The sequence below is a fragment of the Catellatospora aurea genome, from assembly GCF_042663325.1.
In the GTDB taxonomy this organism is placed as follows: domain Bacteria; phylum Actinomycetota; class Actinomycetes; order Mycobacteriales; family Micromonosporaceae; genus Catellatospora; species Catellatospora aurea.
The window spans coordinates 343,783-356,165 of sequence record NZ_JBHTAC010000002.1; the positions used below are offsets into that span (position 1 = coordinate 343,783).

Here is a 12,383-nt window from a genome sequence, read left to right on the forward strand (position 1 = left end):
GTCGGATCGGCGGCATACTCTGGCCGCATGGCCGAACCGAAGACGACGAAGAACGACGGCGACGTCGAGGAGTTCCTCGCCGGGGTCGCCGACGCCCGCCGCCGCGCCGACGCCCAGGCCGTCTGCGAGCTGATGGAGGCCGTCACCGGCCAGCCGCCCGTCATGTGGGGCAGCGCCATCGTCGGCTTCGGGCAGTACCGCTACGTCTACGCCTCCGGCAAGCAGGGCGACTGGCCCGCGGTCGGCTTCTCCCCGCGCAAGCAGGCCCTGGTCCTGTACGTCGCCGAAGGCTTCGACGTGCACGGCGACCTGCTGTCCCGGCTCGGCCCGGTCACCACCAGCAAAGCCTGCGTGTACGTCAAGAAGCTCGCCGACGTCGACACCGCCGCCCTGCGCGAGCTCGTCGCCGCCGCGTTCACCCAGGTCCACGGGAAGACGATCACCAGCTGACCCGCCGTGCCGACGGCGGCCCGGCCCGGCCGGTCACCTAGAGTGAGCCGGTGCTGATCCTGCTGCCGCCCTCGGAGGGCAAGGCCGACACCGGCTCCGGCAAACCGCTCGACCTGGCACGGCTGTCCCTGCCCGCCCTGCACCCCGCCCGCGAGCAGGCCCTCGACGCGCTGGTCGCCCTGTGCGCCGGCGACGCCGACACCGCCGCGGACACCCTCGGCCTCAGCCCCGGCCTGCGCGGCGAGATCACCCGCAACACGCAGCTGCGCACCGCCAAGGCACTGCCCGCGGGCAGCCTGTACACCGGCGTGCTCTACGACAATCTGGGCCTGGCCGACCTGCCCGCCCCCGCCAAGACCCGCGCCAAGCGCACGTTGCTGATCTTCTCCGGGCTGTGGGGCACCCTGCGCATCGACGACCGCGTCCCGCCGTACCGCTGCGCCATGGGCGTCCGCCTGCCCGGCGTCGGCCTGCTCAGCACCCACTGGCGCGACGCCATGGCCCAGGCACTGCCCGAAGCCGCCGGCACCGGCCTGGTCCTGGACCTGCGCTCGTCGATGTACACCCCCGCGTGGACACCCCGCGGCGACGTCGCCGCCCGCACCGCGACCGTGCGCGTCCTGCACGAACGCAACGGCGCCCGGACCGTGGTCAGCCACTTCAACAAGGCCACCAAGGGCCGCCTCGTCCGCGACCTGCTCCTCGACGGCGCCAACCCGCGCACCCCGGCCGAACTCGTCACCGCCCTGCGCGACCTCAAACACACCGTCGAGGAACTGCCACCGGCCAGACCCGGCCGCCCCTGGCAGCTCGACATCGTCGTCACCGAACTCTGAGCTAAATCCTTTGTGCCGGGCGGCCATCGCCGCCTACGGTATGCACACCACCCGGTCAGGACAGGAGGACAGCGATGCGAGCCCAGCGCGATCAGCGATGGTCCCCGTCCCGCCGTGCCGTGACCTGCTCGTGGTCCACGGCCGACACCGACGATCCGACCCCGGGTGACCGGCGCGCCTAGCGCCACGCGAACGGCCGACGCCGCCCGCGCCCCGGATCACCGGGGACGGGCGCTTTCTTCTTCTTCACGCACGCGGGTGTAGCTCAACGGTCAGAGCACCGGCCTCCAAATCCGAAGGTTGCGGGTTCGAATCCTGCCGCCCGTGCGACACAACTTCATACGCTGCCGGTGTGGCTCAGTGGTGAGAGCACCCGCCTGTCGAGCGGGGGGTCGCGGGTTCGAATCCCGTCACCGGCGCAGCGCACGGTTTAGCGCCGTGAAAAGGGGTATCTCCTCCGCGAAGGAGGAACCCGATGGACACCGGACAGATCATCATCTTGCTGATCGTGCTCGCCGCCGTCGCGGCCGCCGCGTACGTCGCCTGGACGGCCATGCGCCGCCAGTCGCTGCGCCGCCGCTTCGGCCCCGAGTACGACCGCGCCGTCGCCGAGCACGACACCAGGACCGACGCCGAGCGCGACCTGCGCGACCGCGAGCGCCGCCACGCCGAGCTGGAGCTGCGCGAGCTCAGCCCGCAGGATCACGCCCAGTTCGTGGTCCGCTGGCACGCGCTGCAGTCGCACTTCATCGACGCCCCGGCCGACGCGGTGGGGGAGGCCGACGAGCTGGTCCGCGACCTGATCACCGCGCGCGGCTACCCGGCCGACGACGACGAGGAGCAGCTCGCCCAGCTGTCCGTCGACCACGCCGCGACGCTCGCCTCGTACCGCGAGGCCAAGGAGATCGCCGACCGCAACAGCCGCGGCGAAGCCGGCACCGAGGACCTGCGGGTCGCGGTGGTCCGCTACCGCGAGCTGGTCGCCCAGCTGCTCGGCGAGGACCCGGTGCCCGCCAACCCCACCCCCGCCGCGGACCGTGACACCGCCGCGGCCGCCACCCCCCGCCGTGACGAGGAGGTCCACGCATGACCTACGACACCCGAGCCCAGTTCAGCCACGGTCTCGTCGACTCCGACGACGACAACCGCCCGCCGCGGCACGACGGCGTGCCGCACCAGGACCGCACCGACGACGTCGTCGACGGCGAGCTCGTGGACGGCGAGCCGGCGCACCGCCACGACCAGGACGGCGTCGTCTCCGCCGAGGAGGCGGCCCGCGATGGTGACCCGGTCGAGCCGGTGGACCTCGACGGCTTCGGCGGCACCACCGAGGGCCGCCACGACGTCGCCACCCCCGACGACGGCGAGACTCCGGCGCTGGAGGACACCGCCGACACCGAGCCCGCCGCCACCGACGACCCTGCTCACCCGGAGGCGCACATCGGTGAGGACCCGGACGAGCGCTTCGACCCGGTGGTCCCGGCCGACGAGGTGCAGGACGAGACGGTCGCGCAGGCCGTGAACGCCGACGACGAGCCCGCCGACACCGAGACCCGGACGCTCGACGACCTGGCCGATGTGGAGGTCCCGGCCGACGACGCCCTCGACGACGAGGCCGTGGCCCGCGACGACACCCCGGACGACGAACCCACCCCGGCCGACCAGGCGGTGGAGGACCTGACCACGCCCGGCGCGACCGTCGACGAGTCCGCCGTCGCCGAACTCACCGGTGCCGACGACCCGGACCAGCCTGAGGCGACGGCCGACGAGAACCCGGCCGCCGACGACGCGGTGGTCGTGGGCGGCGCGGACGCGGTCGATCCGCCCGCGGCCGAGCCCGCCGACGTCGGCGCGCTGGTCGCCGCGGCGTCGTTGTGGCCGGCCGCGGCCGCCGAGGATCTGCGGGACCGGTGGCAGGCCGCGCAGCTGCGGTTCGTCGACGACCCGCCCGCAGTGGCGGCGGAGCTGCGCGACCTGGTCGGCGAGGCCGTACGCACGTTGCAGGAGTCGCTGGCCGACCGGCAGCGGGAGCTGGACGACGCGTTCGGCGACGCCGGCGCGGACACCGAGCAGCTGCGGCTGGCCGTGCAGCGCTACCGCGACTTCCACCAGCAGCTGCTGGAACGGTAGGACTCCCGGCGGCTGCCTCCTACCTGCCACGTATCGGCCGCCGCCGGGCACGTATCGCGGGACGTCCCACCTCGGGGGACGTCCCGCAATACGTCGTCAGGACTGCGGGCTGACCGTCTTGCCGTCGACCTCGACCTCCCCGGCACACCCGCTGACCAGCGGCGCGGCCCGGACATACAGCACGTACCGGTCGGCGGCGTACCGCACCGGGAAGTTCTCCTTCGCCCAGGCCCTGACCTCGGGGTGCTTGCCGATCCGGCGCGGCCGGGCGAACAGCACCCCGTCTGCGGCCGACGCCGCCGCGGTGATCTCGCCGTCGGTGAGCCACCCGGAGTCGATGCGCACATGCGAGGTATCCACCAGCCACGGCGGCGTACGCAGCCCCGCGCGGGCCAGCATCGCCTGGTCGTCGGACACCAGCACCACGTCCCGGGGCAGCGCCCGCAGGCAAGCCTCCACGGACGTGTCGGCGAGCACCGGCGCGACCGTGCTGTGCGTCGTGTACCAGGCCCCCGCCGCGACCGCGGCCACCACGGCCATCGCCCCGGCCCACCGCCGCCGCGGCCCCGTCAGCCGTTGCACCGCCCGCCGACACACGGCCCACGCCGCCGCCACCCCCAGCACGATCAGCGCCCCCGCCGGTGCGACGAACAGCAGCACGTGGTGCTTGAACACGGGATGGTGCAGATACCCGTACGGCACGATCGCCGCCGCCCACACCGCGATCGCCGCGACATCGGCCCGCCCACCGGCCCGCCCCGGCAGGCCCAGCGCGAGCAACCCGCAGACACCCGCGGTGATGAAGTACGGCAACCCCCAGTCCCCGGTGTTGTCGATCATCCCGACGACGTCGGGGGTGCTCGCGGACTCCGCCGCCCGCAGATGGAACGCGAACACCTGGTCCCAGGCCGCCCGCCCCGGCCGGATCACCAGCAGCGCCGCCGCCGCGGCCACCGCGAACCCGCCCAGCAGCGATCCGGTCGCCGCCGCGGTACGCCGCACCCACGCCCACCACCCGGACCCGCCCGCTGCGGCGGTGGTCAGCAGCACCAGCGCCAGCGACGGCACGACCACCACGACGATCAGCTTCACCAGCGCGGCTAGGCACAGCGCCGCCCCGGACCCGGCCCACCACCACCAGCGGCCCGGCCGAGCCGCGGTGCGGGCCCGCAGCGCCAGGCACAACGCGACGCCGCCCAGCGCCGCGGCGGGCAGGTCCGCGCCGAACTGGAAGCTGTACCGCTGCACCAGCGGGAACGCCACCACGGCCAGCGCCGCCAGCATCCCGGCCCGCGGCCCGCGCAGCACCGCCGCCATCCCGGCCGCGCTCGCCGCGAGCAGCACCGCGAACCCGGTCATCAGCATCCGGGCGGCGGTCTCCCCGTCGACGGCTCCCAGCAGCGCGAACGGCTGGGCGACCAGCCACGGGAACAGCGGCGGCTGAGCATGGAACACCTCGGTGTACGGCCGTGCGCCGTCGGCGATGGCCAGCGCGGTCTGCCAGTACACCCCGTCGTCGTAGTCGAGCACCTGGGCACGGCTGGTCGCGGCCCGGTAGGCGAACGTCCACGCCGCGGCCGCGGCGACCGCCGCCCACAGGAGTGCGTCGCGGACCAGCGCGGCACGTGAGGTGACGGTGGCAGCTGTCATCGTCGTTTCCGTCCAGAGGCAGCAGTGGGCCGTGCGGTCTAAGCGCGTGACCCGGGGCCCGCAGAAGCTAACACCGCCAATGCTGACCATGTGGCACCAAAAGCCTGTGTCGTGCATATCGGGCACATCTTACGATGCGGCCGACCGGCGCGACATTCCCGCCCGGTCGGCGTCGCCGCAGTTCGACAGCGCCCCGCGTAGTCCTGGACGTCAACCAGAGTTGACACAAGGCCACCTGTCAACCTACATTGACAGCATGAGCGACGCGACAAAACTCGCCGCCGCAGCCGGCAGCACCGACCCCGGCGTCGGCCTACGCGCGGTGCTCGCCCTGCGCCGGCTCCTCGAAACCCTCGAGACGCTGCAGGTCGGCAACGCCCGCAAAGCAGGCTGGTCCTGGCAGGAGATAGCCGACGCCCTCGAAGTCAGCCGACAGGCCGTACACAAGAAACACGCCGGCCGCTGGCCCGGACCGGACCGACGGGAGAAGTGATGTTCGAACGATTCACCACCGCCGCACGCGACGTCGTCAGAGGCGCCCAGGAGGAGGCCCGCCACTGCGGCCAGCAGCACTACCTCGGCACCGAACACCTCCTGCTCGGCCTGCTCCGACCGACCAGCGGCATCCCGTACGACCTGCTCACCGCGGCCGGACTCGACCACGACAAGGTCACCGCCGCCATCGGCCGCCACCTCGGCAACGCCGAACCCCTCGGCGCCGCCGACGCCGCCGCACTCCAGGCCATCGGCATCGACCTCGACGCCGTACGCGCCAAACTCGAAGAGACCTTCGGACCCGGCGCCCTCAACCAGGTGACCCCGCCGCCCCGGCGCGGCCTGTTCCGCCGCCGGCCTCGCGTCGCCGTCAGCGAGGGCGGCCACATCCCCTTCACCCCGCGCAGCAAGGTCGTGCTCGAACTGTCCCTACGTGAAGCCCTGCGCCTCAAGCACCGCTACATCGGCACCGAGCACATCCTGCTCGGCATGATCCGCGAAGGCAAAGGCCTCGCCGCACTCATCCTCACCGAAGCCGGCGTCGACCTCGACGACCTGCGCCGGCGTACCGAAAGCGCCATCACCGCCCGCACCTGACCGCGCAGCGGCCGGGGGATCACACCCCGGCCGCACCGACTTGACCTGGAGCGCGCTCCAGCACCTAGGCTCCCCATCATGATCGACTCCCGCCGGGCCGGCGCGGGAGTCCCGACCAGGGGAGCACCACCATGCGCTACCGCGCCCTAGGCCGCACCGGCATCGAGGTCAGCACCTACTGCCTCGGCACCATGATGTTCGGCAGCGTCGGCAACCCCGACCACGACGACTGCGTCCGCATCATCCACCACGCCCTCGACCACGGCGTCAACTTCGTCGACACCGCCGACATGTACTCCGCCGGCGAATCCGAGACCATCGTCGGCAAAGCCCTGCGCGGCCGCCGCGACGACGTCGTCCTCGCCACCAAGGTGCACTTCCCCATGGGAGAGGGCCGCAACCGCGGCGGCAACAGCCGGCGCTGGATCCTCACCGCCGTCGAGGACAGCCTCCGCCGCCTCGACACCGACCGCATCGACCTCTACCAGATCCACCGCCCCGACCACACCACCGACATCGAGGAGACCCTCGCCACCCTCGACGACCTCGTCCGCGCCGGGAAGATCCGCACCTACGGCTGCTCCACCTTCCCCGCCGAGGAAATCGTCGAAGCCCACCACGCCGCCCAGCGCCGCGCCGTCAGCCGCTTCCGCACCGAGCAGCCCCCGTACTCCCTGCTCGCCCGCGGCATCGAGGCCGACATCCTGCCCGTCGCCCAGCGCTACGGCATGGGCGTGCTCGTCTGGAGCCCACTGGCCTCCGGCTTCCTGTCCGGCCGCGTCAGCCGCGACACCGTCGACCTCACCACCGGCCGCGCCGCGCTGACCCCGCACCGCTTCGACCCCGCCATCCCCGCCAACGCCGCCAAGTATGACGCCCTCGAACAGCTCACCGCGCTCGCCGCCGACCTCGGCCACACCCTGCCCGAACTCGCGCTCGCGTTCACCCAGGCCCACCCCGCGGTCACCTCGACCATCATCGGCCCGCGCACCATGGCCCACCTGGACGCCGCACTCAAGGGCGCGGAGCTGGCCCTGGCCGACGCGACCCTGGACCGCATCGACGAGATCGTTCCGCCCGGCGTGAACCTGTACCGCCCCGACGGCGCCTGGCGTCCACCGGCCCTGACCGACACCACCCTGCGCCGCCGCCCCCACGCCGACCGCGCCGCCGCGTGACACCGCCTGCCGGCCGAGGGAGCGCCGCTCCCTCGGCCGCTGGCAGGATGAACGCCCATGACCCCATCCGATGTGTACGAGGAACGCTACGGCCCCGACCCCAAGACCATCCTCGTCATCGCCGTCTGCTTCCTGTTCACCGCCGCCGCGCTGCTCGTGCCGCTCGACGCGCTCACCCGCATCCTCACCCTGGCCCTGTTCGGCGTCGGCGGCGTCGTCATGCTCGTCGGCACGTTCAGCCGCAAAGTCGCCCTGCGCGTCGACGGCAACGGCATCACCCTGGGCGGCTCGCCGCTGCGCTACGCCGCCACCACCGTCCACGTACCCTGGGCCGAAGTCGAGGCGGTGGTCCTGTGGCGTCAGCAACTGGCCCAGAACCTGCCCTACCTCGGCGTGCTGCGACCGCACGACGCGCCGCCCCTGCACGGCACACCCACCAGCCCGGCGGGAAAGCTGATGGCCGGTTTCGGCTACGCCGTCTCCGGCGCACCCGACCTGCGCCTGATCGCCACCGCCCGCGCCGTGAACGGCTGGCGGCTCGACCTCGACCGCCTCACGGCCGCCGTACGCCACCACGCACCCGGCGTGGCCGTCCGCGACCTGCGCTGAGGAAAGTGGGTTGGGGCCAAGCGCCGACAGGCCCTATCGTGCGCACCCATGGCCATCACCTTCACCTGGCGCGGCGGCTTCGACAACTCAGAGGTCGAGCACCTGCACGCCGCCGGGTTCGACCGCGAACCATCCGCCCACGACTGGCGGGCCCAGGTCGACCGGCACAGCCTCGGCTGGGTCAACGCCCGCGACGGCGATCGCCTCGTCGGCTGGGTCAACGTCGCCTGGGACGGGTCCGGGCACGCGTTCGTGCTCGACACGGTTGTCGCCGCGGACGCGCGCCGCCATGGCGTCGGCACCGGACTGATCACCGAGGCGGCACGGCAGGCAGGCGCGGCCGGCTGCGAGTGGCTGCACGTCGACTTCGAGGAACACCTGCGCGGCTTCTACTTCGAAGCGTGCGGCTTCCGCCCCACCGCCGCCGGCCTGATCGCCCTACCGTCTGCCTGAACAGCGGGCCTACTGGACATCGCCGCCGTACACGTCCTCGTCGGGGATCTCCGCCACGCTTTCGTCGTAGATGGCGTCCATGAACTCGTCGTACGCCGTCTCCGGCACCTCCGGCCCGGCGAGCACGTCGAGGCCCTCTTCCTCGAACTCGTCCGCACCCTCGGCGTGTCGAGGGCCGGGGACGAGCCCGGCTGCCACAGCGGCCCCGGCCGACACGGCACCGGTCCCCCCTGTGCGCTCCCACGCGGCCGTGTCCCGGTCGCTCCGAGGGGGCGTGAGCCACCGGCGGTAGAAGCGGTCCTGCACGCCCGCCAGGAACGCGGCGGCAGCCGCCTCGGCGTCGCCCGTGGCCACGTAGACGTCCGCGACCCGGGTCATCGTGCCGGGGGCGAGCTTGAGCTGCTTCGCGGTGATCGTGCGGACCGCGCGCGCCGTGTCGTTGCGGTCCTTGACGCTGAGCACCACGGCCCCGTCGGCGGGCGCGGTGGCGACCCACGCCCGGCGTACGCCGAAGTCCAGCTTGTCCAGCGAGTGCTTGCGCGGCTTCGGATCCTGACCGGCGTTCCACTTCTCGAACCAGCGCTGGAACGTACGCCGGTCGACCCCCGCGATCTTGGCGCCCTTGGTGACACCGGCGGTACGCCGCAGTTCCTCCGCCTTCTCCCGGAACGTCATCGGAGGTTGCCGGACTTCGCGGCCCCGCATGATGTTGACCAGGCGGTCACCCAGCCCGCTCATTTCCCACTCTCATTTCCCGCGACGCGGCTCTTACGGGTCGCCTTGTGCTTGTACGCCCCGAGCTTCATCCCGGTCGGGTCGAGATTCCAGCCGGCAGGAATCGCGGCGGTGCCGTCCTCGACATCTGAGGCGTACCACACGTTGTCCACGTCGATCCACAGCGGCCAGCGGTTCTGCTCCCGGCCCGTCTTCCACATCTTGCGCCAGCGATTCGCGCGGTCCGTGGCGATGATGGAGAACCACCAGTCCGGCCGGTAGATCCAGTTCGTCTCGCTGGCGAGCATGCCGAGCGTCTTCCTGCCCGCCTCCTTGAGCGCCTTCAACACCCGGTCGGCGTCGCGCGGGTCGTCCGTCGCCCCGGCCGCCGCCGCGTACGCGTCCCGCATCTTCCACGCCCACGGCCGCAGCAGTTCCGACCCGGCGGAAACGCGGCTGTCCTTGATCGTCACGCCGCCGTAAACGCCTTCCTCCGTCAGCTGCTGGAGCAGCGCAACCGTCGCCGTGGAAATCCAGCGCGGCCCTTTCTCCGGCGAATACCCTGCCGGGTCGGGCATCCGCTTGTCATTCCACGGCGACAATTCGCACAACCACCAGCCGCCCATCTTCGGGTCGAACTTCACCCCGCCCTGCTTCAGCTGCCACGGTGCCAGAATCGCGTTCGCGGCGGCTGCGATATAAGCACGGTTCGCGTCGTACGCGTGCGCGAATCTCATCCCGGACGCGGGCGCACGAAAGTGGTCCGCGTGGAAATCGTCCTCGAATCCGGGGACCAGGGCGATGCTGGGCTTCCACGTCGGCTGAAGCTTCTTCACGCCGACCGTCGTGACCCGGCTGAGCACAGCCGTGCCCGCGATGCCGGTGGTGCCGTGGTACGCACTGCCCGTGACCCTGTGCCAGAGCGCCAGGGACGTCAAGGTGCCCATACCGTCGGCAGGGTCGGGGTCGAGCAGGGGGAATGTGGCCGGGTCGATCGCAGGCAGAATCCCGACCCGCAGCGTGAGCCCTTCACGCCGGAGGGTCGTCCAGTCCGCCAGCTTCTTGACCTCCCAGCCCTCCGCCCGGATCTCGCGCAGCAGTACGTGGTCGCCCTCGACGACGGCCAGCTCGGCGCGGGTTACGGGCAGGCGCATCGCCCGGGCCGCGTCCAGGTCCACCATGACGACACCCTCGTCACCGAACCGACTGGCCAGCCGGGTCGCCACCGACCCGAGCCCCGGCTGGTAGACGCCCTCCGGGACCGGATGGATGACCTCACCGTCCGTCATGAGCATGTCTGCCCCGAGTTGGACGGCTTTGTAAGCGGCTCCCATAGCTGGACACACTAGTCTCCGCCTGGAGCGTGTCCACCAGCAGTTCCGGTCCGCTTGTGTGGTCTTGCTACGACACGGTGGTGCATGTTGCCCACGACCTCATGGCGTATGCGTTGCAGCAGCGGGCGCAGGCAGGTGGGCCTGTGCGGCTGGCGTTGTAAGCCGGTTGGTGAGGATTGCTTGTGGTTTGTGGGGGGTGTCCTTCGTAGGTGATCTTGGGGGTGTTCGGGGCGGGTTTCCGGCGGGTGATGCAGCGTTTGTGGGCGTGGCCGGTCGGGTCCGGGGCCATCGCCGGGAGGTGGATGTGTTTGAGCGTGGTTGTCTGGTTCGGGAGGTGGCCTTGGGCCGGTACTGCGCGGCGATGTGGGCGTTGACGGACTCGATGGCGTTGGTCGAGCAGACGACCTTGCGGATTTCGGTGTCGAACTGCAGGAGGGGAACGGACTCGGCCCGGGCCTGGTCCCACAGTTTGATGATCGCCGGGTGGCGGGTGTTCCAGGTGTGGGCGAACTCGTCGAAGCGGTCCCGGGCGGTTGCTTTGGTGGGTGCGGTGTAGACCGGCCGCAGTGTAGCGGTGATGTGCTGCCAGTGCTGGCGGCCGGGGTGCGGGACGACGCGCGCGGCGGGTGGATGACGCAGGTCTGCACGATTGCCTGCGGCCAGGTCGCCTCGACCGCATCCGGCAGGCTTTTGTGCCCGTCGCAGACGACCATGCATACGTCGGCGATGCCGCGGTTGCGCAGTTCGGTGAGCACGTGCAGCCAGAACGTGGCGCCGTCGCCGGCCCACAGCCCGAGGATGTCGCGGGTGTCCTCGATCGTCACCGCGAGGGTGATGTGGATCGGCCGGTTGGCGGCCTTGCCGTCGCGCAGCTTGACGTGCACGGCGTCGAGGAACACGACCGGGTAGACCGGATCGAGGGGCCGGTTCTGCTATCTGCCATGCCCTCCGTCACCTTGTCGGTGATTGTGGAGATCGTCGTGCGGGACACCTCGGCCCCGTGCACCTTGGCCAGATGCGCGCTGATCTCGCTGGTGGTGAGCCCTTTCGCGGATAGGGAGATGACCATGTCCTCCACCTCGGACAGGCGCCGCTGCCGCTTGGCGACGATCTTCGGCCGACCGCGAGCGCATCCCGCAGTTGCGCCAGGAGTGGAGTGCAGAGCTTGGACCTGCCGAGCTTCAAAGCCGGGTGAGCGACCACCAGGTCCGGGTGTCCTGGACGCTGGGGCCAGCAAGGCGTTCACGCTCGCGGGCCCGTGCCATTGAGGCCGGGACCGACCGGCACCCAGCACCTAGTTCACCAGATACCGGCGGACCCGATTCGTTTGATCATCGGGGACATCTTGCAGTTACGGACTTCCCGTTGGCAAGTGTCTTCGGTCCTCCACGCTGGGCCGATTCTGTAACGATTGTCAGATTAGATATACCAGTAATTCAATAATCGAAAGACGGACCGATACGCAACTCGGGCGAGCAATATACACAAATTGCGAACTGTATGACATACTATTAAATGTGTAATATATTTATAAATAAGTATTATCAGCTTTGGCTTAATGTGCGAAACTTTTTGCGCCGGGCGTGTCATATTCAGGGGCAGAGCCGGGCTGGGGGATTGAGCAACGTTGCAAAGCCATGCAGCATGACGCATAGCTGAGGAAATGCCAGGGGTCGCCTGACGGCCCAACAAGCTACGTGGTATGGGTCGGGAGAGTGGGTTCGATGACCACTTCATACCGACGGCCATGGCCCCGAAGGGGCCAGCGTCCCATGGATGGGGATTGGACGGCCAGAAGGTAAGGTGATTGGCATGAGTTGATGGGTGCCGAAGGCACCGTCCCGAAGGGACAGAGCAACTGAATAGACTTCGCTTCGCGAACAGATCCCACGAAGTGGGATCCCCGGCCCGAAGGGCCGGTTCCTGAGCGGAGCGAA

Annotated in this window: 12 protein-coding genes, 2 tRNA genes and 1 pseudogene; 11 read left to right on the forward strand and 4 right to left on the reverse strand. The window is 70.7% G+C overall.

Annotated features, from left to right (window positions below):
- Positions 1-27: 27 nt before the first annotated feature.
- The 6 genes from ACFQO7_RS03510 to ACFQO7_RS03535 all read left to right on the forward strand — a co-directional run bounded on the left by ACFQO7_RS03510 (position 28) and on the right by ACFQO7_RS03535 (position 3,416).
- A complete protein-coding gene (locus ACFQO7_RS03510; protein WP_376804999.1) occupies positions 28-450 on the forward strand; it encodes a DUF1801 domain-containing protein in 423 nt (140 codons plus the stop codon).
- Between the two features lie 50 nt (positions 451-500).
- Positions 501-1,286, forward strand: a complete 786-nt coding sequence (gene yaaA / locus ACFQO7_RS03515; protein WP_376805000.1) for a peroxide stress protein YaaA — start codon at positions 501-503, stop codon at positions 1,284-1,286.
- 254 nt (positions 1,287-1,540) lie between these two features.
- Positions 1,541-1,613: transfer RNA gene (locus ACFQO7_RS03520), tRNA-Trp, on the forward strand.
- A 19-nt stretch (positions 1,614-1,632) separates the two neighbouring features.
- Positions 1,633-1,705 (forward strand) — tRNA-Asp (locus ACFQO7_RS03525).
- 56 nt (positions 1,706-1,761) lie between these two features.
- Complete coding sequence (locus tag ACFQO7_RS03530; protein ID WP_376805001.1) at positions 1,762-2,376, forward strand: hypothetical protein; 615 nt, start codon at positions 1,762-1,764, stop codon at positions 2,374-2,376.
- Positions 2,373-3,416 carry a hypothetical protein gene (locus ACFQO7_RS03535; protein ID WP_376805002.1) on the forward strand — a complete coding sequence of 348 codons (1,044 nt, stop codon included), beginning with the start codon at positions 2,373-2,375 and terminating at the stop codon, positions 3,414-3,416. The genes ACFQO7_RS03530 and ACFQO7_RS03535 overlap by 4 nt, the downstream gene beginning before the upstream one ends.
- Positions 3,417-3,512: 96 nt before the next feature.
- On the opposite strand, the gene ACFQO7_RS03540 is transcribed toward ACFQO7_RS03535, so the two are convergent.
- Positions 3,513-5,066 carry an ArnT family glycosyltransferase gene (locus ACFQO7_RS03540; protein WP_376805003.1) on the reverse strand — a complete coding sequence of 518 codons (1,554 nt, stop codon included), beginning with the start codon at positions 5,064-5,066 and terminating at the stop codon, positions 3,513-3,515.
- A gap of 256 nt (positions 5,067-5,322) precedes the next feature.
- Between ACFQO7_RS03540 and ACFQO7_RS03545 the strand changes: the two genes are divergently transcribed.
- The 5 genes from ACFQO7_RS03545 to ACFQO7_RS03565 all read left to right on the forward strand — a co-directional run bounded on the left by ACFQO7_RS03545 (position 5,323) and on the right by ACFQO7_RS03565 (position 8,398).
- Positions 5,323-5,559 carry an HTH domain-containing protein gene (locus ACFQO7_RS03545; protein ID WP_360541267.1) on the forward strand — a complete coding sequence of 79 codons (237 nt, stop codon included), beginning with the start codon at positions 5,323-5,325 and terminating at the stop codon, positions 5,557-5,559.
- Complete coding sequence (locus ACFQO7_RS03550) at positions 5,559-6,158, forward strand: Clp protease N-terminal domain-containing protein (RefSeq protein WP_376805004.1); 600 nt, start codon at positions 5,559-5,561, stop codon at positions 6,156-6,158. The genes ACFQO7_RS03545 and ACFQO7_RS03550 overlap by 1 nt, the downstream gene beginning before the upstream one ends.
- Positions 6,159-6,289: 131 nt before the next feature.
- The gene (locus ACFQO7_RS03555; RefSeq protein WP_376805005.1) at positions 6,290-7,336 is read left to right on the forward strand and encodes an aldo/keto reductase; all 1,047 of its coding nucleotides are present in this window, start codon (positions 6,290-6,292) and stop codon (positions 7,334-7,336) included.
- A gap of 57 nt (positions 7,337-7,393) precedes the next feature.
- Positions 7,394-7,945 carry a hypothetical protein gene (locus ACFQO7_RS03560; protein ID WP_376805006.1) on the forward strand — a complete coding sequence of 184 codons (552 nt, stop codon included), beginning with the start codon at positions 7,394-7,396 and terminating at the stop codon, positions 7,943-7,945.
- Between the two features lie 48 nt (positions 7,946-7,993).
- Entirely contained in the window at positions 7,994-8,398 is a 405-nt protein-coding gene (locus ACFQO7_RS03565; RefSeq protein ID WP_376805007.1) for a GNAT family N-acetyltransferase, read from the forward strand.
- A gap of 9 nt (positions 8,399-8,407) precedes the next feature.
- Here ACFQO7_RS03565 and ACFQO7_RS03570 read toward each other — a convergent pair whose 3' ends face one another.
- The 3 genes and pseudogenes from ACFQO7_RS03570 to ACFQO7_RS37770 form a co-directional block, all read right to left on the reverse strand.
- Positions 8,408-9,136 carry a hypothetical protein gene (locus ACFQO7_RS03570; protein ID WP_376805008.1) on the reverse strand — a complete coding sequence of 243 codons (729 nt, stop codon included), beginning with the start codon at positions 9,134-9,136 and terminating at the stop codon, positions 8,408-8,410.
- Positions 9,133-10,407 carry a hypothetical protein gene (locus ACFQO7_RS03575; RefSeq protein WP_376805009.1) on the reverse strand — a complete coding sequence of 425 codons (1,275 nt, stop codon included), beginning with the start codon at positions 10,405-10,407 and terminating at the stop codon, positions 9,133-9,135. The genes ACFQO7_RS03570 and ACFQO7_RS03575 overlap by 4 nt, the downstream gene beginning before the upstream one ends.
- 238 nt (positions 10,408-10,645) lie before the next feature.
- A pseudogene (locus tag ACFQO7_RS37770) lies at positions 10,646-11,563 on the reverse strand (IS256 family transposase); the annotation flags it as partial.
- Positions 11,564-12,383 lie beyond the last annotated feature (820 nt).

Bases quoted from the DNA above. Each gene is read 5' to 3' on its own strand.
- ACFQO7_RS03535 (WP_376805002.1), top strand. From the start codon at position 2,373: ATGACCTACGACACCCGAGCCCAGTTCAGCCACGGTCTCGTCGACTCC.
- ACFQO7_RS03565 (WP_376805007.1), top strand. From the start codon at position 7,994: ATGGCCATCACCTTCACCTGGCGCGGCGGCTTCGACAACTCAGAGGTC.
- ACFQO7_RS03550 (WP_376805004.1), top strand. From the start codon at position 5,559: ATGTTCGAACGATTCACCACCGCCGCACGCGACGTCGTCAGAGGCGCC.
- ACFQO7_RS03575 (WP_376805009.1), bottom strand. From the start codon at position 10,407: ATGCTCATGACGGACGGTGAGGTCATCCATCCGGTCCCGGAGGGCGTC.
- ACFQO7_RS03570 (WP_376805008.1), bottom strand. From the start codon at position 9,136: ATGAGCGGGCTGGGTGACCGCCTGGTCAACATCATGCGGGGCCGCGAA.
- ACFQO7_RS03555 (WP_376805005.1), top strand. From the start codon at position 6,290: ATGCGCTACCGCGCCCTAGGCCGCACCGGCATCGAGGTCAGCACCTAC.
- ACFQO7_RS03560 (WP_376805006.1), top strand. From the start codon at position 7,394: ATGACCCCATCCGATGTGTACGAGGAACGCTACGGCCCCGACCCCAAG.
- ACFQO7_RS03545 (WP_360541267.1), top strand. From the start codon at position 5,323: ATGAGCGACGCGACAAAACTCGCCGCCGCAGCCGGCAGCACCGACCCC.
- ACFQO7_RS03540 (WP_376805003.1), bottom strand. From the start codon at position 5,066: ATGACAGCTGCCACCGTCACCTCACGTGCCGCGCTGGTCCGCGACGCA.
- ACFQO7_RS03510 (WP_376804999.1), top strand. From the start codon at position 28: ATGGCCGAACCGAAGACGACGAAGAACGACGGCGACGTCGAGGAGTTC.
- ACFQO7_RS03530 (WP_376805001.1), top strand. From the start codon at position 1,762: ATGGACACCGGACAGATCATCATCTTGCTGATCGTGCTCGCCGCCGTC.